Source organism: Paenibacillus diazotrophicus, assembly GCF_042610465.1.
Map to the genome: position 1 here is coordinate 187,645 of NZ_JBGJZN010000008.1, position 20,631 is coordinate 208,275.

Annotated in this window: 16 protein-coding genes and 1 riboswitch; of the genes, 13 read left to right on the plus strand and 3 right to left on the minus strand. The window is 51.4% G+C overall.

Features of this window, described 5'->3' with window-relative positions; translation table 11 throughout:
• Window position 1 precedes the first annotated feature (1 nt).
• Window positions 2-229, minus strand: a complete 228-nt coding sequence (locus ACAN54_RS25420) for a YczF family membrane protein (protein WP_379162121.1) — start codon at window positions 227-229, stop codon at window positions 2-4.
• 212 nt (window positions 230-441) lie between these two features.
• On the opposite strand from ACAN54_RS25420, the gene ACAN54_RS25425 reads away from it, so the two are divergent.
• The 12 genes from ACAN54_RS25425 (at window position 442) to ACAN54_RS25480 (ending at window position 16,419) form a co-directional block, all read left to right on the plus strand.
• Window positions 442-801, plus strand: a complete 360-nt coding sequence (locus tag ACAN54_RS25425; RefSeq protein WP_379162124.1) for a (2Fe-2S) ferredoxin domain-containing protein — start codon at window positions 442-444, stop codon at window positions 799-801.
• 110 nt (window positions 802-911) lie between these two features.
• Entirely contained in the window at window positions 912-1,853 is a 942-nt protein-coding gene (locus tag ACAN54_RS25430) for a carbohydrate ABC transporter permease (RefSeq protein WP_379162127.1), read from the plus strand.
• 23 nt (window positions 1,854-1,876) lie between these two features.
• Window positions 1,877-2,716 carry a carbohydrate ABC transporter permease gene (locus ACAN54_RS25435; protein ID WP_379162130.1) on the plus strand — a complete coding sequence of 280 codons (840 nt, stop codon included), beginning with the start codon at window positions 1,877-1,879 and terminating at the stop codon, window positions 2,714-2,716.
• Between the two features lie 123 nt (window positions 2,717-2,839).
• Window positions 2,840-4,249, plus strand: a complete 1,410-nt coding sequence (locus tag ACAN54_RS25440) for an ABC transporter substrate-binding protein (RefSeq protein ID WP_379162133.1) — start codon at window positions 2,840-2,842, stop codon at window positions 4,247-4,249.
• Window positions 4,250-4,385: 136 nt separating this feature from the next.
• Window positions 4,386-6,197, plus strand: a complete 1,812-nt coding sequence (locus ACAN54_RS25445; protein ID WP_379162136.1) for a cache domain-containing sensor histidine kinase — start codon at window positions 4,386-4,388, stop codon at window positions 6,195-6,197.
• Window positions 6,190-7,797: a response regulator transcription factor gene (locus ACAN54_RS25450; RefSeq protein WP_379162140.1), complete on the plus strand. Its 1,608-nt coding sequence runs from the start codon at window positions 6,190-6,192 to the stop codon at window positions 7,795-7,797. The genes ACAN54_RS25445 and ACAN54_RS25450 overlap by 8 nt, the downstream gene beginning before the upstream one ends.
• Before the next feature lie 30 nt (window positions 7,798-7,827).
• Window positions 7,828-9,651 carry a heparinase II/III family protein gene (locus tag ACAN54_RS25455; RefSeq protein ID WP_379162143.1) on the plus strand — a complete coding sequence of 608 codons (1,824 nt, stop codon included), beginning with the start codon at window positions 7,828-7,830 and terminating at the stop codon, window positions 9,649-9,651.
• A gap of 20 nt (window positions 9,652-9,671) precedes the next feature.
• On the plus strand, window positions 9,672-10,808 hold the full coding sequence (locus tag ACAN54_RS25460; protein ID WP_379162146.1) for a glycoside hydrolase family 88 protein: 1,137 nt from the start codon (window positions 9,672-9,674) through the stop codon (window positions 10,806-10,808).
• Window positions 10,809-10,833: 25 nt separating this feature from the next.
• On the plus strand, window positions 10,834-12,708 hold the full coding sequence (locus ACAN54_RS25465) for a DUF2264 domain-containing protein (protein ID WP_379162149.1): 1,875 nt from the start codon (window positions 10,834-10,836) through the stop codon (window positions 12,706-12,708).
• An 83-nt stretch (window positions 12,709-12,791) separates the two neighbouring features.
• Complete coding sequence (locus ACAN54_RS25470) at window positions 12,792-13,637, plus strand: GNAT family N-acetyltransferase (RefSeq protein ID WP_379162152.1); 846 nt, start codon at window positions 12,792-12,794, stop codon at window positions 13,635-13,637.
• Window positions 13,638-13,737: 100 nt separating this feature from the next.
• Window positions 13,738-14,892, plus strand: a complete 1,155-nt coding sequence (locus ACAN54_RS25475) for an AI-2E family transporter (RefSeq protein WP_379162540.1) — start codon at window positions 13,738-13,740, stop codon at window positions 14,890-14,892.
• A gap of 21 nt (window positions 14,893-14,913) precedes the next feature.
• Window positions 14,914-16,419: a carboxylesterase/lipase family protein gene (locus tag ACAN54_RS25480; protein ID WP_379162155.1), complete on the plus strand. Its 1,506-nt coding sequence runs from the start codon at window positions 14,914-14,916 to the stop codon at window positions 16,417-16,419.
• Between the two features lie 112 nt (window positions 16,420-16,531).
• Here ACAN54_RS25480 and ACAN54_RS25485 read toward each other — a convergent pair whose 3' ends face one another.
• Window positions 16,532-17,707 (minus strand): PstS family phosphate ABC transporter substrate-binding protein, encoded by a 1,176-nt coding sequence (locus tag ACAN54_RS25485; RefSeq protein WP_379162158.1) that lies wholly within the window; start codon window positions 17,705-17,707, stop codon window positions 16,532-16,534.
• A 209-nt stretch (window positions 17,708-17,916) separates the two neighbouring features.
• A riboswitch (FMN riboswitch) is annotated at window positions 17,917-18,065 on the plus strand.
• Between the two features lie 128 nt (window positions 18,066-18,193).
• Between ACAN54_RS25485 and ACAN54_RS25490 the strand changes: the two genes are divergently transcribed.
• Entirely contained in the window at window positions 18,194-19,180 is a 987-nt protein-coding gene (locus ACAN54_RS25490; RefSeq protein WP_379162161.1) for a DMT family transporter, read from the plus strand.
• Between the two features lie 133 nt (window positions 19,181-19,313).
• Here ACAN54_RS25490 and ACAN54_RS25495 read toward each other — a convergent pair whose 3' ends face one another.
• Window positions 19,314-20,465, minus strand: coding sequence for a hypothetical protein (locus ACAN54_RS25495; RefSeq protein ID WP_379162164.1), 1,152 nt, complete (start codon window positions 20,463-20,465; stop codon window positions 19,314-19,316).
• Window positions 20,466-20,631: the final 166 nt, after the last annotated feature.

Genomic DNA, 20,631 nt, shown 5'->3' on the forward strand with positions numbered 1-20,631 from the left:
CTTATTGACCGGTTTTCTTTTTCCTTTTGTAGGCATCCATGCCTTGCTGAATAAACGGGAGGAAAAAGAATAAAATGATGACCACTAATTCCTCGAAGGTAGTAGTGATGAAGATGGAGTTAAGGAAGTTGAACGACATGGATAATGGGGTTCCGGTTAACCAATCCACGGATATGGCAATGCTCAACCCCAGTAAGGCAAGAACGGCGTAAATAAACAGAATTTTCATGAAAATTGTCCCCTTCATTCTTCATTGTCAGGGTCTTGCAGACCCGTCAAGCTAAAGGTATTATCCCCCTCTGATGAGGCTGGTAACCAAGATTTTACCCCAACTCTCCGAGAGATCCGGATGGTACACTATTGACGGGCATCCGGGGAATGGCTAGAGTTTATAATGATCCTAAAGCGGGGTATTAGTGTTTAGAAGGGGGCGTGGCATTCATGACGACCTGGAATCTGCAGGGCACGGTCAACCATCTGCTGATCTGCGGGGGCAGCAGCTGCCGGAAGAATAAAGGAGAAGAAGTGGCTGAAGCGATTGAGGACGAGATTGACAAGCAGGGAGCGGCAAGCCAAATACATACCACTGTGACCGAGTGCAACGGAAGATGCTCGGATGCCTGTATTGTGATCTCATATCCAGAGGGAGTCTGGTACAGGGAGATGACGCCTAAGGCAGGCAAAAAACTGGTGCGTAAGCTGCTCCAACGGGAACAGCTGGAGGACCATATCCTCTATACCTACGATGGCGGACTTCAAGCACATACAGAGAAGGGCACCAAAGGTAAGAAGAAAAAGTAAAAATCACACTGAATAAGATCAAAATACCGTCAAATCGCTGACGGTATTTTTTTTATAATGAGAACAGAGACAAGGGAGTGACCTATAACAAACCATTGAGGTGTGATGACATGGGGCAAAATATTGAGACTTTAACACAAAAGCCGCCGGCCGTGAAGAAGCATAAGGGCTGGTCGCTGCAAAAAGGGGAGACGTTATCCGGTCTGCTCTTTGTAAGCCCGATGCTGATCGGGGTAACGGTTCTGGTGCTGATACCGATCATTGCTACGCTGGTGCTCGGCTTTGCCGACTGGAATTTTGTACAGGGTTTTGACGGCATCCGCTGGGTGGGGCTGCGGAACTTCAGCAATTTGCTGCAGGATGACATGTTCATCCGCTCAGTGCGCAATAACTTTATCTTTCTGCTGACAGTGCCTATATATTTGCTGGTATCTATGGTGCTGGCGATATTGATTGACCGCTATGTGTATATGAAGGGTTATTTTAAAATCGCCTATTTCGTACCTTATGTGTCCATGACCGTTGCGGTAGCGATTGTATGGCAGGTGCTGTTCCAGCCTTCCTATGGACCGATTAATGAAATGCTGAAGGCTATCGGTATAGCCGATCCGCCAAAGTGGATTGCTGATCCGCATTTTGCCCTGATCTCCATCATGATGATCTCGGTCTGGATCTCCATCGGCTTCAACATGATTATCTACATCGCCGGGTTGCAGTCCATCCCGAAGGATCTCTATGAGGCGGCTGATATTGACGGGGCCAACGCCTGGACCAAATTCAGACGGATTACCTTTCCACTGTTGTCACCGACTACTTTCTTCCTGCTTGTAACCGGCATTATTGCTACGTTTAAGGTGTTTGATGTAATCGCAGTGCTGACCCAGGGCGGTCCGATTGGCTCCACAACAATGATGGTCTGGTACTTGTATGATACGGCCTTTGTTAATCTTAAGGTTGGCTACGCCTCGGCGATTGCTGTTGTGCTGTTCCTGTTCGTCATGCTGATTACATTCGGGCAGTGGCTGGCGGAGAAGAAATGGGTCAATTACTAGACAGAGAAGTGAGGGAAAAGCATATGGATAAACGTCCAGGTGTCGATTGGCTGAAAATCATAGTTACGGTGGTTATGTTTGCCGGAAGTGTGTTGTTCCTGTTACCTTTTGTATGGATGCTGGTAACCTCTTTCAAGGTAGAGTCGGAAGTATTCGCCTACCCCATCCAGTGGCTTCCGAAGGAATGGAATGCGATTGAAAATTACAAAGCGGTCTGGTTTGGCGACTACCCGTTCACCTTATACTATTGGAATTCGATCAAGGTTGCGGTGATCACTACAGCAGCATCCTGTCTAATCTCGGCCATGGCAGCCTACGGGTTCTCCAAAATTAAATTCCGGGCCAGCAATTTCCTGTTTATGATTGTACTGGTTACGTATATGATTCCAGGGCAGGCGATTCTGATTCCACAGTTTATTATTTACCGCAACATCGGACTGTTCGATAGCCATCTGGGTCTGGTGCTGCTCGGGACCTTCAGTGTGCTGGGTACATTTATGCTACGGCAGTTTTTCATGGGTTTGCACCAGGAGTTCATTGAATCGGCCAAAATCGACGGTGCCGGGCATCCGCGTATTTTCTGGTCGATCGCTATGCCGCTGGTGAAGCCTGCGGTAGCCACCTATGCGATTCTCCGGTTCATCTGGACCTGGAACGATTATCAGAATCCGCTGATCTTCATCCGGAGCGATAAATGGCTGACCCTGCCGATTGCGATCCAGAAGTTCACTTCCATGAGCGGTGAGTTCTACTCCCTAATTATGGCGGCGGCCGTATCGGCTATCCTGCCACTGATTATCATCTTTATTCTGGGTCAAAAGAATGTGATCGAGGGCATCGCTCTTGGCGGAGTGAAAGGTTAAAGATTCAATATAAATAGAAGTAAAAATAATTCAATAAAAGTAAATATTGTTTCATGTGCCAAATGTAAGCGTATTCTATAATTCATTTGTGAGTCACTGATTTATTCCAGGGAGGGTTCAATAATGGGTAAAAGAAAAGGTTGGTCCGCGGCTGTTGCGGGAGTTCTGATGTTAAGCCTGCTGGCAGGCTGCGGCGGCAATACCGGCAATAATAGTGCGAATAGCGGGGCGAACGGGGAAGCGGGTAAGGCAACAAATGGGGCAGCTTCTGGAAGTGCGGAGAAGACCAACCTGCGGCTCTACACGTATGGGACAGAGGAAGCGTACAACTGGAAGCATACTCTGGAAGCCTATGAAGCGGCAAATCCGGGTGTAACCATTGAACTGGTGCAGTTGAGTGAAAAGGGGGACACACAGGAAGCCTTCAAAAAGCTGGATCTGGAGGCAGCCTCCTCCGCGCAGATGGATATCCTGATGTTCAGTGATGCAGCCGGGTATGCCCAGCGCATCGCGCTGGGTATGGCTGAACCGCTGGATGATTATATCGCCAAGGACGGTTTCAAGGTGGAAGAGGATTACAAAGTCGATACCCATCTGGATGGCAAGGTCTATGCCCTGCCTGGCAAATTCAATCCATGGTATGTGCTGTTGAACAAGGATAATCTGGATGAAGCGGGGCTTACTGTTCCGACCGACTGGACCTGGGATGATTTTGCCGACTATGCCCAGAAACTGACGAAGGGCGAAGGGGCCCAGAAGCGCTATGGCACATACTTCCATGGTCCGCAGGCAGGCGGCTGGATGGAATTCCTGAAGCTGAAGATGGAGAACCAGCCGCAGAACTCCGAGTTCCTGAAGGCAGACGGAACCTCCAATCTGGATGATCCGAACTTCAAGGCAACGCTTGCGCTGAGACTGCGAATGGAAAAGGAAGACAAGTCTGCTGTCCCTTATTCGGACATGATCTCCCAGAAGCTGGCTTACCGCACCCAGTTCTTCAACCAGTCAGCCAGCATGATTCTGATTGGAAGCTGGATGAACACAGAAATCGGCGGTACTGAGAAGGTGCCTTTGAACTTTAATGTAGCCGTAGCCCCATTCCCTAAGAACAATGCTGGTGATGAAAATGGCCTGACACCGGTAACTACGGACTATGTGTCTGTTGCCGCCAAATCCAAAAATAAGGAAGCTGCCTATAAATTTGTCCGCTGGTATACAACAGAAGGCCAGCTTGTCCAAGGCAAGAACATTCCAGCCTGGAGCAAAGTAACGAGTGATCAGGTGGAGGGGATTATCGATACCATCCTGGCCGGCACCAAGAACCCGGAGAAGGTCGACAAGAAGTCTCTGGTGGACACGCTTGTGGCTTCCAAAGCATCCGCTATCATTCCACCGGCTACCTACCAGGCTGAGGTCTACAAAGCTATTAATGAGGAGTATGAGAAGATGATCCTTGGTGAACAGGATGTGGATACCACCATCAAGAATTCCCAGGATCGGGTGAATAAAATAATTGCGGCCAATAAAAAATAATTTGCTATAATCATTTCATAGAATGTATACAAGCAAGATAAGTAGATATCTCCAGCAGAAACGGAAGTCCTTTCTTACCAGAGGGCCAAGCCGTTTCTGCTTGTTTCAGGGCAACTAATTCAAGGGGGACACAGCCATGTTCAGCAGACTCAGGGAGCTCGCCCCCACTTCGATCCGGCACAAGCTGATGATCGCTTCCATTGCCTGTATTCTGGTTCCGGCCGCGCTCACGCTGCTTATCTACAATTCATTAACCCAGGAGGCGGTCAAGCGTCAGGCTATTGCCAATGCGGAGGATTCCTTACAGCTGGTGAACGGCTCGGTGACGAACAGCCTGAAGGGGATGCTGACCATTGCTAATTATGTCCAGACCAATCCCGGATTGAAAGCGTACTTCAAGCTTGCAGCCACCAATAATGTAAGCGGTAACGAATATCAGCGGTTTATGGACCAGAACCGGGTGCTCGAGCAGCTTGATACCCTTACTGTGGTTGGGCAGAACAGTTATGTAACGATTCTGTTGACTAACGATAAATATTATATGAATTATTCTGTTAGCGATTACAACCCGCTGGAGCTGAAGAAGAAGCCCTGGTTCCGCAAGATGACAGAGCTGAAGGGGCTCGAGTCCTACTGGGCTGGTGTAGAGCCAACGGAATTAGCCTATGACAAGTTTGATCATCCGTATCAGGTGACGGTGGCCCGTACACTGCGCCTGGACAGCACCGAAATCTATGGTTATGCGGTTGTGACCATTATGGAGGATCAGCTCCATGATATATTTGGGAATTTGTCGGCTGGACAGAAGGTGGTCTTGCTCGATGGAGAGGACCATATTGTCTCCGGGGGAGACCCGGAGGGCATCGGTAAACTGTTTCCGTATGCGGATGCCGTGAATTCTTTGCAGGCTTCTGAAGTTGCTGACATTGCCGGGGAGCGTTATCTTGTCGTTCAGCAGGAGCTGTCCTTCAACGGTTGGAGGCTGGTACTAATGCAGCCTTACAAGGAGAGCATCGTGGATATCAGTTCCATTTTCAATCGCGTATTTGTAATCCAGCTTATCTCCTTCTTCGTCTTCCTGCTGCTGTTGATAACACTTGTCCGCGCCTTTACGAAACCGCTGGTACGGCTCGGCAAAGTAACCACTGCAGTGCAGCGCGGCAATCTGCTGGTGCGCTCCGGAGTCAGGGGCAATGATGAAATCGGACGGCTTGGGCTGATGTTCGACCAAATGCTGGACCGGGTTCAAGAAATGATCGCAGAGGTGTCGGATACCCAGGCGCGCAAACGAAAAGCGGAACTGAAGATGCTCCAGGCCCAGATCAACCCTCATTTTCTGTTCAATGTGCTGAACTCAATCCGCATGAAAGTCATGAAGCGCGGTGATCCGGACAGCGCCAAAATGATCGGCTCCCTGTCGATGCTGTTGCGGATGACAATTAGCCGTGAGGAGGACGAGATTTTTCTGCATGAGGAAATAGATCTCGTCTCGCATTATGTCAGCCTGATGAATCTGCGCCAGAAGGAAGAAGCCAAGGTGCAGTTGGATATTGACCCCAGGGTATTTCTGATTAAGGTACCGCGCTTTTTCCTTCAGCCGCTGGTTGAGAACGCCCTCATTCATGGACTCAGCCAGCAGCCAGGGGTGATCAGCATCCGTGCGGCTGTGGAAGAGCGCTGTGTGGTTCTGTCAGTCAGTGATAACGGCCGCGGGATGAATGAAGCCCGTCTAGAGAGTATAAGAGGACAGATGCAGTCTGAAACGGCGAAGAACGCTGGCGAAGAAGAGTCCAAAGGCTCTTTCTCCGGGATGGGTATGCATAATGTGGTGGAACGGATGCGGATGCTGTTCGGTGAGGATTTTGCCATCGATGTCCATAGTGAAGTCGGCTGCGGTACCACGATAGAGATGCATATTCCGCACAGGGAGGAGATACGGGATGTATAAAGTGATGCTCGTGGATGATGATTATCCGGTGATTGAACTGTTGTCCGAAAGTATCTGCTGGGGGGAGCTTGGCTTCCACCTGATGGGTACGCATGAGAATGGAGAGAGTGCATGGGAGCATGCACAGCAGGAGATGCCGGATATTCTGATTACGGATATCGGCATGCCGCGGATGAATGGACTGGAATTGTCCGCACGTATCAAGGAGCTGAGACCGGGAGTGCGGATCGCTATTTTATCCTGCCATAATGAATTTCAATATGCTCAGCAGGCGATGCGCCTCAATGTGCAGGACTATTTGCTGAAGGATGCACTGGACCCGGAGGATCTGGTACAGCTGTTGTGCAGGTTCAAGGAATCTATGGATGAAGAGAACCGTGCCGGCTGGGAGGCTTCCCGCATCCGGCAGTTGTTCGGCGAAACAAGGGAGCTGCGCAAGGAACGGAGCATCAAGAATTTCATCCATCAGCCGTTGCTGTCGCCGGAGAAATGGCTGGATGAGGCTGCCGAATACGGACTGTTCCGGCAGGGGGAGTTCTGCCTGCCTGTCATTGCCTACCTGGAAGATTACCGGCATGTGAAATACCGCTTCTCCTCAGATCAGACGCTGCACTTTGCTGTGAGCAATGTGATGAATGAAGTGCTGGACGATATGAAGCCGCGCGGACTATATATTGGCTACAATGTGAAGTCATCGTTCCTGTTATTCTCCTACAGGCCTGGTCTGCAGAGTAATATTTATGCGGATGCCGCCACCGGGTTAGAGGTAGTCCAATCCACCCTGGCGAAGGTGCTGAAGGTTCGCATGTCCTTCATTATCGGTGCAGGCACCGGAACACCGGAAGGTCTTAAGCAGCAGCTGAATGAGCTGCTGAATGGCGAAGAGCAGCGGTTCTATCTGATGCCAGGAGATATCGTCAAGCGTAAGACAGCACACAGTTCCTCTGCTGTAAGCAATCTGTTTGCACATTATGATCTGGCTGCTGCTGAGCTGCGGGAGGTGCTGCTTGGCCGAAATGCCGGGCAGGCGCGTACCGTGTCCGGGAAGTGGATCTCACTGATTCGTGAGGAACAGTACCCGCCGGAGACGGTCAAGGACTGGACGCTGAAGCTGCTGCTTGACCTGAAGCTGAAGCTGCATTCCCTCCAGTTCATCCGTCCGGCGTATTCGGCCGATACCCTGCACAAAGAGATTGTAGATATTGATTCGCTGCCAGCGCTTCAAGAATGGCTGGATCATCATCTGGAGTCCATCGTTGCGGGGAAAGGGACGGGAGCCGGGGGCAGTAAAAGGACCGAGGTCACCGAGGCCTGCCGGTATGTTTCCCTCCGACTGGGAAGCCGGATCAGCCTGGATGAGGTAGCGGACCATCTTCATTTGAACGCCAGCTATTTCAGCAGGCTGTTCAAGAAGGAAACAGGGACTACTTTTATCGAATATGTGACTAAATTAAAGATGGAAAGAGCCAAAGAGCTGCTTGATGGGACCCATTCGACGGTAGGAGAGATCTGTGAACAGCTCGGGTATGACAATCAGAGCTATTTTATAAAGACTTTTAAGGTGCATGCAGGAGTTACACCCGTAGAATACCGCGGGTAGCCCGTGCACCGCAGAGAGAGGCGACATCAGATGCAAAGATCCGAATTGCTTGCGGTGGTACAGAATATGGAGCCAGCCGATATCCGGCTATATGTTCAGAGTGGGGATTCAGCCAGATTCTGGTCGGTGGTAAGAAATTCACCGCTATATGCGGAGGAGGTCGCGGAAATTCGGGCGGAAGGGGATAGGCTCAAAGGGAATGCTGCTCCTGAGCTTACTTATGATTTGTTTACTGTTTTTGCCCGCACCGGGTCCAGACTGGAGTATGAACGGCCCTATTTTGAGCGGAGAAGAATGCTGAACACGTCAGTGCTGCTGTCTCTGCTGGAACCGGAGCAGGACACGCATATCCTTGCGGTCTGTGAAATGGTATGGGGCATCTGCAATGAGTATACATGGTGTCTGCCGGCCCATACCGGCAATAGGGTTATTCCGGATACGATTGATTTGTTCTCGGCAGAAACCGGATTTGCGCTTAGTGAGATCCTTTGCCTGCTTGGGGATAGGCTGCCCTTATTACTGCAGACAAGGATCATGGAAGAGGTTCAAAGGCGATTGTTCGGACCTTATCTGAACTCAGGGCCTTATCACTGGGAGACGGCAACGCATAACTGGGCGGCAGTCTGCGCGGGGTCGGTTGGTGCGGCTGCCATGCTGTTGCTGAAGGACCCGGAGAAGCTTACGGACATTCTGTTCAAGGTACAAGGGACGATGGAATATTATTTGCAGGGCTTTGGCGAAGACGGTGCCTGTCTGGAAGGGTTGGGCTACTGGAATTATGGTTTTGGCTATTTTGTATATTACGCTGATTTGCTTCGCAGCAGAAGCCGGGGAGAACTGGATTGGTTCCGGCTGGACAAGGTGAAGAGCATCGCTGCCTTCCAGCAGAAATGTTATCTTGGCGGCAGCGTTGTGGCCAATTTCTCCGATTCGCAACAGAGAACCAGCGTATTCCTGGGACTCAGCCACTATCTGAGTACCGTCTATCCTGAAGTAGAGCCGCCTCCTGTTGCGATAAGGGCTCCATATACAGAAGACCACTGCAGCCGCTGGGCGCCGGCGCTTCGGAACCTGATCTGGCGCAATCCGGCGGAGAGCCGAAGCGAGTGGCCCAGCAGCAGCAGCTATTTACCGGATGCGGAATGGCTGGTAGTCCGGAAGATTATGCCAGACGGGGTATTCGGCTTTGCCGCCAAAGGCGGGAATAATGACGAGCCGCACAATCATAATGATCTTGGCCATTTTATTCTGCTGGGGGATGAAACGGTGTATCTCTCAGATCTCGGCAGCGGTGAGTATACGGCAGGATATTTTGGTACGGAGCGGTATACCTATGATTGCAACGGTTCCCAGGGTCATAGCGTGCCTATTATTGACGGGCAGCATCAATTACCGGGAGCCGGTGCCTTTGCCAGAGTGCTGGAAGCTGATGCTGGTGAGGATGTGAGTGTACTGAAGCTGGACTTAACTCGTGCTTACGGGTACGTACCGCTGGAGCGGTTGACGCGTTCGTTCAGATGGCAGACGGAAGTCAATCTTCCAACCCTTTCGATGACTGACGATTTCCAATTTGCTGAAGCACCTTCGGCATTGATTGAACGGCTTGTGACTCTCTGTAAGCCTGTGCTGGAGGAGGGCAGTGTCCTGCTGCGGGGTACGGGTGAAAAAGGTCTGCGTATCCAATATAATGCCGGTGCGCTGAGACCGGAGATTTCGGTGCATGTCTACAGCGACCATTTTGGCAAGGACAGGACCTGGTATGGAATGGATTTTCACGCTTCCGGGAATCCGGGCAGGCAGGTCAGCTATGAATTCGAGTTTCAGTTCATTAAAGACATGATCATTTCCAAATGAATGAATGGCGGTGGCAAAAGATGACAGAGGAAACAAAGCTGGAGTGGGCAGGAGAAGCATGGCATAAGGCGCTGGAGAAAACACGGAAGAACAGCTTACGGATCGGCGCCGGCTTCCCGCATGCGAGTCAAGGCGGACAATATGTGCTGGAGCAGCCATACTGGTGGACGGCAGGCTTCTGGCCGGGCCAGCTGTGGCTTTTGTATAACGACAGCAAGGAGGAGCCTTTGCGGGCGCTGGCCGAGCAATGCGAAGATCAGCTGGACCAAGTGCTGAATGAGTATGTCCGACTGGACCATGATCTAGGCTTCATGTGGACTTTGACCAGCGTAGCTTCATACAAGCTCCTCGGCAATGAAGTGTCCAGGATCAGAGCACTGAAGGCGGCCAATTTCCTTGCGGCCCGCTTCAATCTGAAGGGCAGCTATATCCGTGCCTGGAATCCCTGGTACGAAGGGGAAGACAACAGGGGGTATGCGATTATCGACTGCGCTATGAATATGCCACTGCTCTTCTGGGCATCGGAGGCCACCGGAGACCCGCGCTACCGGCATATCGCTGAAGCGCATATGGATACGGTGGTGAAGTATTTCATCCGTCCGGATGGTTCCGTCTATCACATAGTCCGTTTCGATCCGGAGAGCGGGGAGTTCATCGAAGGCATCGGCGGCCAGGGTTATGCGCCGGAATCTGCATGGTCCAGGGGAATGGCCTGGGCAATATACGGACTTACGCTTGCTTACCATCACACCGGCAAAACAGAGTACCTTCACACCGCCCAGAAGGTGGCTCATTTCTTCCTGGCGCGTCTGCCGGAGGATGATGTCCCGCATTGGGATTTCCGCGCTCCCGGCGAAGCACGGAACTTCCGGGATTCATCCGCTGGAGCCTGTGCCGCAAGCGGTCTGCTCCTTCTCGCAGATAAGGTTGGCGAAGCCGATGCCCCTGTATACCGGGAGCCTGCGGTCCGGATATTGGAATCGTTATACCGCAATTACGGCACCTGGGACAATGATGCGGAAGAGGGCCTAATTCTCCATGGCACCAGCAACTATCCTGCTGGCACGAATATTGACGTACCTTTGATATACGGCGACTTCTTCTATGTCGAAGGGCTGGCACGGTTGACGGGCAAAGGACCCTTCTACTGGGAATAAAAGAAACAGTTAGGGAGTGGTAATGATGAGCAGCCAACTGGAGCGGACAAAAACCAATCCGCTGGAGCAGATAAAAGCGAATCCGCTGATCACCAAAGCGGACCTGCAGGAAGTCTTCCTGCAGCTTGCCTATCCGCTGAAGCCGCACTACAGCGAAGGGCGTGCACGAGTGAGGCTGGGCGTAACCGGAGTCCATTACGGTCCGGATATAGCCGAAATGGAGGGCTTTTCCCGCGTGCTGTGGGGATTCGTGCCTTTTCTCGCCGGAGGCGGGGATGATGACATGTGGGCAATGATCCTGGACGGCATCAGGAACGGCACTGACCCGGAGCATAAGGAATATTGGGGTGAGGTCGCTGATTACGACCAGCGTCTAGTAGAAATGGCGGCATTCGGCTACGCACTGTCGCTGATCCCGGAGCGGATCTGGGTACCGCTGAATAGCCAGGAACGTGCTAATCTGTACGCCTGGCTGAATCAGATGAACTCCCATCCCTGCTACGATTGCAATTGGCTCTTCTTCAACGTGCTGGTGAACCTCGGCTTCCGCACAGCAGGACTGCCTTATGATGAGCAGCAGCTCGAGAATAATCTGCTCCGGATTGATGACTTCTATCTCTCGGATGGCTGGTACAGCGATGGTATCGGCGGACATAGTGATTACTATATTCCATTTGCTATCCACTTCTACGGCCTTTTGTACGCCAAGCTGATGAGTGATGAAGATCCCGAGCGTTCCCGTGTGTTCAAAGAACGGGCCGGGAAGTTTGCTGCTGAATTCATCCATTGGTTTGCTGAAGACGGTTCAGCTCTTCCTTATGGAAGAAGTCTGGCGTACCGCTTCGCGCAATCCGCTTTCTGGGGTGCGCTGGCTTTTGCAGAAGTAGAGGTGCTGTCCTACGGGGTAATCAAGGGAATCATTCTGCGCAACATGCGCTGGTGGCTGAAGCAGGATATTCTCAATGAAGAAGGCGTGCTGACCATCGGATATGCCTACCCTAACCTGGTGATGGCCGAGAATTATAATTCACCGGGCTCGCCTTACTGGTCCTTAAAGTTTTTCATGCCGCTTGCGCTGGCGGACAACCACCCCTTCTGGCTGGCTGAGGAGCTGCCGCTTCCTGAGCTGAAGGCACTGTCTGTTCAGCAGCCTGCGCATTTGGTTATTTGCCGCCGGCCTGAGACAGACCATGTGGCGGCCTTCAACAGCGGTCATCTCTCGACCAATGAGCATACACACACTTCCGCCAAATATGAGAAATTTGTATACTCTACCGCTTTTGGATTCAGCGTGCCCCGCTCGGAATGGGGAATTGCCCAGGGTGCGTTCGATTCCATGCTGGCGCTTAGTGAAGCAGGAGATAATCTGTACCGGGTGCGCCGGCAAAATATTGAGACACGGATTGAAGACAATATCCTCTATTCCCGCTGGAAGCCTTGGGCCAATGTCGAAGTGCAAACCTGGGTAGTTGCCGGTCTTCCGTGGCATATCCGCATTCACCGGGTGCAGACGGGGCGGGCATTGGACGCAGCCGAGGGCGGTTTTGCGGTAGCCCTGGAACCGGCATTCCAAGAGTTCATCTCCGCGGACAGAAAAGCGGCGACTGCTGTGAGCAGCCAGGGCACAAGCGGAGTAATGGGGCTTAGGGGCTACAGCGGAGCTGTGATGATCCGGCCGCATACGAATACGAATGTTCTACGGCCGCGGACTGCCCTCCCCACGCTGCTGGCGGGTCTTACTCCGGGCACCCACTGGCTCATATCAGCTTATTATGGGGAGCCGGGAGGAGCGGCAGCAATTTCCACGGACCCTCTGCAGCTTCTCGGTGTACATCTGGCTGAATCCGAGATCAGAATGATCTCCCATTCCGGCCGGAGTCTCGTGATCCCACTGGATTAACCATTACAAATACGAAACGGCCTGCTGCCAGAATAAAATGGCGGCGGGCTGTTTATTTTTGCGGAGGGGAGGTCTATGATGAAATGAATGAAAAGGAAAATCAAGGGGGAAGGTTAATGTTTGAGAGCTTTGAGATCGGAGACGAAGTGCTGCAGAGTGAAGCGTTCAAACAGGAGGAGGTACGGTATAATCTAATCCACCGGATTACCGAATATCCTGAAGCAATCCGACTGACCACGGCAGACCGCAAGCTGATATTCACACAATCCCCAGCACATAACCCCTGGCTATGGGTGTCCGAAGCGCTTGAGATAGAGGAGCAGGAGCGTCTTGTGCAGCAGCTGGCAGAACGGGTGCAGGCTTATGAGTTTCCTGGAATATCTGCGCATCCGGAGACGGCGAAGGCCTTTGCGGAGGCTTATTGCGGCAGAAAGGGCAAGCTGTATCATACAAATATGATGCTTGAGGCTTATGAATGCCCGGAGGTGCTGAAGCCCGCTCAGGTCAATGGACACCTGGAGAAGGCTAAGGCTGTACATATTCCAGTCATTGCTGAATTTTTGACCGGATTCATGAAGGATGCCTTTGGCGAGATGCTGAACGCGGAGGACTTTTTGACGATAGCTGCTGAAGATGCCGCTTCAGGTGACTTGTACCTGTGGATGGTAGATCAGGCTCCCGTATCGATGGCCAAAATCACGCACCGCTCGGCAAGACATGGACGGATTAATGATGTGTACACTCCTGCAGGTCACCGAAAACAAGGGTATGCAAGCGCACTGGTTGCAGCCCTTTGTGATCAACTCTTGACGGCAGGTTTAACCCCGGTTCTTTATGCGGACGGCAAAAATCCCGACTCCAATAAAGTCTACCAGTCGATCGGGTTCCTGCATGCCGGCCAAATTGCTGACCTCAAGTTTGACGGATAGGAAATTTGACTTGCTGCCCACGTGTTGACTATGCTATTACAAAGTGTAAAAAATCACACATACATCTAACCAATGGTTTTAAGGGGGGCGCACGGGAGTGATGGAGAGGATTCAGGTATGGCCAGAAAAGTTCAAGAAGTTTTTTCTGAATAACCGTTTTGTAGTAACTCTGCTGATCTTGCTGCTGATCGGGGTAAATATATTGATATTCGCCAAAATCCCGTTTATTTTCAAGCCGATTTCAGTCTTGCTGCATACAGTGGCGGCACCGCTGTTGTTATCAGGAATTGCTTACTATCTGCTGAATCCGCTGGTGGACCGGATGGAGCGGCGGAGCAAGATCAGACGCCCCTATGGTATCGTTATTCTGTATCTGCTCATTGCCGGAATTATAACGCTGATTCTGCTTACGGTAATCCCGATGATCCGCAGCCAGCTGGTTGAGCTCATTGATAATTTCCCTAAATACAGTGATCAGATCCAACAGGAATTCATCGACCTGACCGGCAGTAAGCTGTTTGGACAGATTCAGGAGAATGTGGGGACGGATGTCAATGACATTACAAGCAAAGTAACAACTTGGGGTACTTCTTTCCTGAACAATGCGGTGAATGGTGTTGGCAACTTTGTAGGAGCGCTGACGGAGATTGTGCTTGCACTGGTAACCACCCCCTTTATTTTGTTTTATCTGCTGCGCGACGGTAAAAGGCTGCCGGATTATTTGATGAGATTTATTCCAACAGCACTGCAGCCGCAGACACGCATGGTCATGTCAGAGATGAATAGCCAGGTGGCTTCCTATATCCGGGGGCAGATTATTGTCAGCTGCTGCATCGGCGCCCTGCTTTACATCGGATATTTGATTATCGGGCTTAAATATTCGCTGGTTCTGGCGATTGCCGCTGCCTGTACAGCAGTTGTACCTTATCTTGGTCCGGCAATTGCTATTACTCCGGCCCTGATCGTGGCGCTCGTGACCTCTCCGTTCATGCTGCTGAAAATGTTGATCGTATGGACGGCTGTTCAGCTGATTGAAGGCAAGTTCATCTCCCCGCAGATCATGGGTAAGTCGCTGAAGATTCATCCGATTACGATTATTTTTGTGATTATATTTGCCGGTAAAATGTTCGGAGTGCTCGGAATCATTCTGGCCGTACCGGGATATGCCGTACTGAAAGTGGTCGCTACCCATGTCTTCCAGTGGTTCCGTTTCCGCTCCGGACTCTATAAACAGATTGAAGAAAACAAGGAATAACGGGAAGAGGTAGATCAATATATGACAGCATCACTGGTTACTACATTATACGGAAAACTTCAGGGAGCCGAGGAGGAGGGCGTGAAGGTATGGCGCGGGATTCCTTTTGCTGCGCCTCCCGTCGGGAAGCTGCGCTTCCGTGCCCCGCAGCCGCCACAGCCATGGGATAATGTGCGGCAGGCCCTTTCCTTCAGTCCAGTTAGCCATCAGCCTGTAAGTACCAGCGGCACACGATTCGGTGGATTGACTCCTGAATATTCGGAAGACTGTCTATATCTGAATGTCTGGTCTCCTGCTGAAGAAGGGGAGAGCTTGCCGGTGATGGTCTGGATTCATGGAGGAACCTTTGTAACCGGATCCGGCAGTCAGCCGATGTTCGACGGTGCCCGGATGGCCCGCAATGGCAAGGTCGTCCTGGTCACTGTGAATTACCGTCTAGGACCGTTCGGATTTGTACATATGTCCCCATTTGGCAATGGATTAGCTTCAAATGCGGGTCTGCTGGACCAGGTTGCAGCCCTGGAATGGGTGCAAGGCAATATTAACGCTTTCGGCGGTGATCCGCAGCGCGTTACTATTTTCGGGGAATCGGCGGGCAGCATGAGCATCGCTGCATTACTGGCAATGCCTGCGGCGAAAGGCCTGTTCGCGGGGGTTATTATGGAGAGCGGAGCCGCGCAGACCCTCCAGCCGCAGCAGGGTCAAGAGATTGCAGCAGCGCTGCTCGCTGAACTGGGACTTGCGCCAGGCAGCGACCTGTCAGTGCTGGATACCCTTCCGGCGGAGCAGATTCTGGGAGCGGCTGCGCGCATGACCTACAAGCTGTCCGGTGAAACGCTCAGCATGTTTTTCCAGCCGGTCATCGAGCCTTCCACGGTACCTGCAGATCCTACTGAAGCTATAGCAGCCGGGGCGGCACAAGGAATTCCACTGCTGATCGGCACCAATCTACATGAGGGGAATCTGTTCTTCCGGGAGGAACGTCCCGGTGAGAGCTTCGAGCAGTCCCTGAAAGCCTTGGAAATGCTGATGGGTATTGACGATCTGGCGGAGCTTGCCGGCGATTATCCGAAGTCCTGGGAAGGGCAGGCGGAGTTCCTGACAGACCTCTTTTTCTGGGGCAGCTCGATTGCCTTTGCGGAGAGCCAGTCAGCGGCAGCACCGGTATGGATGTACCGTTTTGACTGGACAGTTCAGGGTCACCCGCTGCTGGAGAAGGCTGTTCATGGAGCTGAAATTCTGTATGTCTTCGGTAACCTGCATCTGTTGAAGCAATATGGCTTAACGGTTACTCCAGCTATGGAGAAGCTGTCCGAACTCATGCAGAAGACCTGGACGGCATTCGCGCACCGGGGGAATCCGTCGATTCCCGGCCTGGAATGGCCGGAATATAGTGCGGACTCACGCGCGACTGTTATTTTTGACGGGGAGACACGGGTGGTACTAGACCCGGATGCCGAGAAACGCCAGCGGTTATTTTCCGCACAGGCTAATTGGCCGAAGGTCTATTCTGCAGGAACACAATGAGTAAGAGTTACAAATACTAAGTTCCTGGTTATTTACGGCTGTGAAAAATAAAGAGCAGGGCGTCCATTTGCTGGCGGCCCCGCTCTTTTTTCATGCCATGATAACTCTCCAGTTACTTCAATGAGGTATACCCTGTCTTCTCCACCAGTTCCTGTCCCTCTGCCGACTGTATCCAGTCCAGAAACGGTTTAACATTAGGATTCACACTGCCGGCAGTTACGGCATAGAATTCTGAGGTCATCGGATACATTCCATTGCGGATGCTTTCTTGATCAGGCTGGACACCATCAATGGCAAGGAGTTTGATCTGATCGTTTTTGTTCATCTTGGTCGTATAGAACAGAAAGCTGAAGCCAAGCGCATTTTTGAAGTTGCGGTAGTCTGAGGTTTGGCTGATGATCCCGCTCATCAGATCCATTACATCTTCCTGCGGCGGAGTCATCAGGGGGCGGTCATCCATGATCTTCTCAAGCATCGTCTGGCTTCCGCTACCCTCATCCCGCTGAAAGGCACGAATCCGGTTATTTTTGCCGCCAACCTCTTTCCAGTTCTTGAGTTGGCCGGCATAAATGTCCTTAATCTGTTCTGTAGTTAGAGAGGACACCGGATTCCGCTTGTTGACAAAAAAGACAAACGCTTCGCGTCCGATCGGCGTAAGCTTCAGCTCTTTGCCCGCCCGTTTGGCCTCTTTCTGCTGGGCGAGTGAAGGGGCTGCAGCAAAAATAATGTCGCTGTCGCCGGCAATCAGCCGTTTATAAGCAAAGGCAGTGGAGGAGCACAGGAGGATATTATCATCATTAATTTCGTAAGGGTCGTAATGATCTTCCGGATACACCGCCTGTACAAAAGCGGAATATAGCGGAAATAGAGCCGTTGCCCCATCCAGACGCGGAAGTTGGGTCGTGATGTGGTAGGTTGCGGGCTTATCCAGGGCGGCAGCCTTAGTATTGACCTCGAAAGGTTCGTACTGATTGAGGATCACCTCATGGTCATCGACCACAGCCAAGCTGTTCACATAAGCTTTGTTCAGCTCATAACCGGCAGTGGACAGCAGGCACAATCCGGCGAAGACCGCAAGAGACAGGTTCCGGGCCCGGCTGGACAGCAACCCGAAAATAGACATCACCGAATAAACAGCCAGGCCGCAGCCAACCACTACTACAAGCGGTGCGTAAAAGGCCAGCCCAAGGATTAAAGCAGCAAAGAAATAGCCGATGAATCCGGCAAATGCTATGACACTCAGGGCCAGTACAGAGTAGAGCAGATTTAGAGCAAAAGGTCTTTTCACAGCGGCCTCTCTTTCCCCAGAAAAAATATGGATAAAATAAACACATTTATATTATATATGATTCAGCTATTCATTTCTTCCAAATTATGAGAGTGTGGTGGGGCTTCAGGAATGCTGTGCTAATGAAAAAAATGTGAATATTTTCATAAAGGGCTGGACGAAACGGGCAAACGGCGTTATCCTGAGATTGTGAAAAATATAACGGAATACAAGATTCTCGGGGTAAGGTGAAATTCCTGACCGGCGGTGTTGTTCAAAGCGAACTAAGCCCGCGACTTCTCTACTCTGTAATGGAGGAAAGAACTGATCTGGTGACAATCCAGAGCCGACGGTAAAGTCCGGATGGGAGAGGATCATAAGACAAAGAAGACAGGTTTATTTCTACTTGTGTCTTTGCCCTAAACAACCCCCGAATGACGTCTTTTCAGACGTTGTTGGGGGTTTTGGTCTCTTATCGAGGGTTTGTATCGACAAGGAGAATGTATGATGAGTCAAGCTACTGCTTCATCTTCGGGAGTCCGCACAGCACCACTGCGGAGCGGATTCTGGCTGGTTGTTATGGGCGCTGCACTTTGGGGCGTCGATCCGCTGTTCCGCATTATTCTGCTCAAATCATTGACCTCTTCACAGATTGTGCTGCTGGAGCATGTCGTGCTCTTTTTAGCGGCCTCACCTGTGCTGTGGCGCCACCGTGCTGAGCTTAAGTCGGTCCGGCTGCGTCAGGCCGCAGCGCTGCTTATTGTATCCTGGGGCGGGTCAGCCGTGGCTACGATACTCTTCACCAAGGCCTTGTCTACAGGCGATCTTAATGCGGTCCTCCTGCTGCAAAAGCTGCAGCCGCTGTTCGCCATCGGTCTGGCTGCTGTTATTCTCAAGGAACGCCTGCCGAGAAACTTTGGGCCACTGATCCTCGTCGCACTGGTCGGCACCTATCTGCTGACCTTCGGCTGGACGATTCCGTTTGGCCATGTGAACAGCTTCATTGGTGTCAGCAGTCTAATGGCGCTGGGAGCGGCCGCCTTATGGGGCGGTTCAACGGTTATGGGACGATATCTGCTGGGCTCGATGAAATACGAAACGGTCACATCCTTACGCTTCATCCTGGCGTTACCTTTGCTGTTCGTCATTACAAGTATGGAGGGAGCTCCTTGGCAGATTCATGGCGGGCTGGGGACATCTACGGCGATTGCGGTTAATCTGCTGCTGCAGGCGCTTCTGCCAGGACTGCTTAGTATGCTGCTCTATTACAAAGGCCTGAACACCACCAAAGCCTCCTTTGCTACACTTGCCGAGCTTAGCTTTCCAATGACCGGTATCCTGATTAACTGGATTGTCTATCACCAGCTTGTTACATTACCGCAGATTGTCGGTTTTGCGCTGATCTGGACGGCATTGTTCTTCATCTCGAACCAGCAGAGCCGGCAGGCAGTACCGGCAAGCCTTGAGCTGTCCACAGCAAAACGCACCGCCTGAGGGGAGTGACCCCAGGGCACTGATGAACAAAGAGATGCCTTCTGGCCATTTGGCCGGGAGGCATCTCTTTTATGGAACCAACAGAGATTGCAGATCTGCTGAGATGATTAGACAGCTTGCTGGCGATTAGCAATCAGTAGTCCATATTAGGAGTCAGCACAATAGAGCTATAACCTAACTGCTTCAACTGTTCGCGGGTCAAATACAATCTGCCCCCGGTGATGAAGCTGTTCGAGGGTGTAAGCGCCAGACTGGCACTGCTGCTAGTTAGCTCATACCGGTAATCCGCTGCCTTATAGGATGACTTTTGCGGCTGCAGCCGGAGATCCCAGCCGAGAGCAGTAGCCAGTGGCTTAACGGGTAGCCAGGTTACCCCCTGTTTGGCAAATGCTGCGGAGACCCCGACACTTGTACCATTCACATTAACGAAGTACTCATTCTCCTGTACAACCGGCACCTGGACTACAGGCAGCTCATTCACAGTCATTTCTTGCGGAAGCTTCGATACCGGCGGAGGAGAGGTGTACGGGAATAAAGTCTTCATTTCATTATTGCCGTTCAGCAGTCTTGAGGTACCTGTCTTTAAGTCATAGACCCATGGCAGACGCTGAGGCTCATTCTTGACGTAGAGCAGAATGTCTTTTGCAAGGTTCCAGTTGTACAATGTGCCTTTCAGCAGTTCTTTGCGTTCACCCGTGCCTGGATCATAGGTCCTGATCACATTCTGCTTCACAGCTTCAAGATATCCGTTCTCCAGCAGGGTATGTCCATTCAGCCAGAAGGCGTCAAACCTTCTTTCGGTGGAATTGTAGATCGTGACGGCTCCTGTTTGCATATTTTTGAGATAATAGTCACGAATCTTGGCAACGTGACCGCTATAAGGCTTAACCCCCGGGACGAAGAGATAACGGGAGCGTTCAAGATATCCCCATTTGCCGTCAGGAGAAACCGTGTAGGGGGTTTTGCGGATAATGGTTTCTTTTTTCACATCGTAGACATAGCTTTGCTCCGGATCATCATAACCGGACAGCCTGAGTTGCCCGCTGCCATCCTGAATAAAAGAATGGAAAGGCTCCTGCCATTTGGCATAGCTCCCATCCGCCTGTCTGACAATAACTGCAGAATCGAAATGATCACCATTTAACTGGCTGACAGAGTACAGCTCGATTCCCTTCGCTTCATCCTGATAAGTCTCATAGACTTGGATCTTGTCGGCAGCGTGAGCTGTAAGCGGTAGTGATAGAGCCAGAAGCATAGCAGCAGTAGTTCCTAGGCGGATAGTCATTTGTAGAGTTCTTTTCATTGCGGCTTCATCCCCTTTTGTTAATATCTGTTAATATAGACGGCATGAACTGGGGGAAAGTTTCGCAAAGGCTGTGATTACATGCGTATTCCAGTGATTACCTTTGCGTCCTTGAAGAAACTTTGTACAATAAGAGCTACTGACTCTG

Coding starts and splice junctions, on each gene's coding strand:
- ACAN54_RS25420 (WP_379162121.1), bottom strand. CDS start 229: ATGAAAATTCTGTTTATTTACGCCGTTCTTGCCTTACTGGGGTTGAGC.
- ACAN54_RS25425 (WP_379162124.1), top strand. CDS start 442: ATGACGACCTGGAATCTGCAGGGCACGGTCAACCATCTGCTGATCTGC.
- ACAN54_RS25430 (WP_379162127.1), top strand. CDS start 912: ATGGGGCAAAATATTGAGACTTTAACACAAAAGCCGCCGGCCGTGAAG.
- ACAN54_RS25435 (WP_379162130.1), top strand. CDS start 1,877: ATGGATAAACGTCCAGGTGTCGATTGGCTGAAAATCATAGTTACGGTG.
- ACAN54_RS25440 (WP_379162133.1), top strand. CDS start 2,840: ATGGGTAAAAGAAAAGGTTGGTCCGCGGCTGTTGCGGGAGTTCTGATG.
- ACAN54_RS25445 (WP_379162136.1), top strand. CDS start 4,386: ATGTTCAGCAGACTCAGGGAGCTCGCCCCCACTTCGATCCGGCACAAG.
- ACAN54_RS25450 (WP_379162140.1), top strand. CDS start 6,190: ATGTATAAAGTGATGCTCGTGGATGATGATTATCCGGTGATTGAACTG.
- ACAN54_RS25455 (WP_379162143.1), top strand. CDS start 7,828: ATGCAAAGATCCGAATTGCTTGCGGTGGTACAGAATATGGAGCCAGCC.
- ACAN54_RS25460 (WP_379162146.1), top strand. CDS start 9,672: ATGACAGAGGAAACAAAGCTGGAGTGGGCAGGAGAAGCATGGCATAAG.
- ACAN54_RS25465 (WP_379162149.1), top strand. CDS start 10,834: ATGAGCAGCCAACTGGAGCGGACAAAAACCAATCCGCTGGAGCAGATA.
- ACAN54_RS25470 (WP_379162152.1), top strand. CDS start 12,792: ATGAATGAAAAGGAAAATCAAGGGGGAAGGTTAATGTTTGAGAGCTTT.
- ACAN54_RS25475 (WP_379162540.1), top strand. CDS start 13,738: ATGGAGAGGATTCAGGTATGGCCAGAAAAGTTCAAGAAGTTTTTTCTG.
- ACAN54_RS25480 (WP_379162155.1), top strand. CDS start 14,914: ATGACAGCATCACTGGTTACTACATTATACGGAAAACTTCAGGGAGCC.
- ACAN54_RS25490 (WP_379162161.1), top strand. CDS start 18,194: ATGAGTCAAGCTACTGCTTCATCTTCGGGAGTCCGCACAGCACCACTG.
- ACAN54_RS25495 (WP_379162164.1), bottom strand. CDS start 20,465: ATGACTATCCGCCTAGGAACTACTGCTGCTATGCTTCTGGCTCTATCA.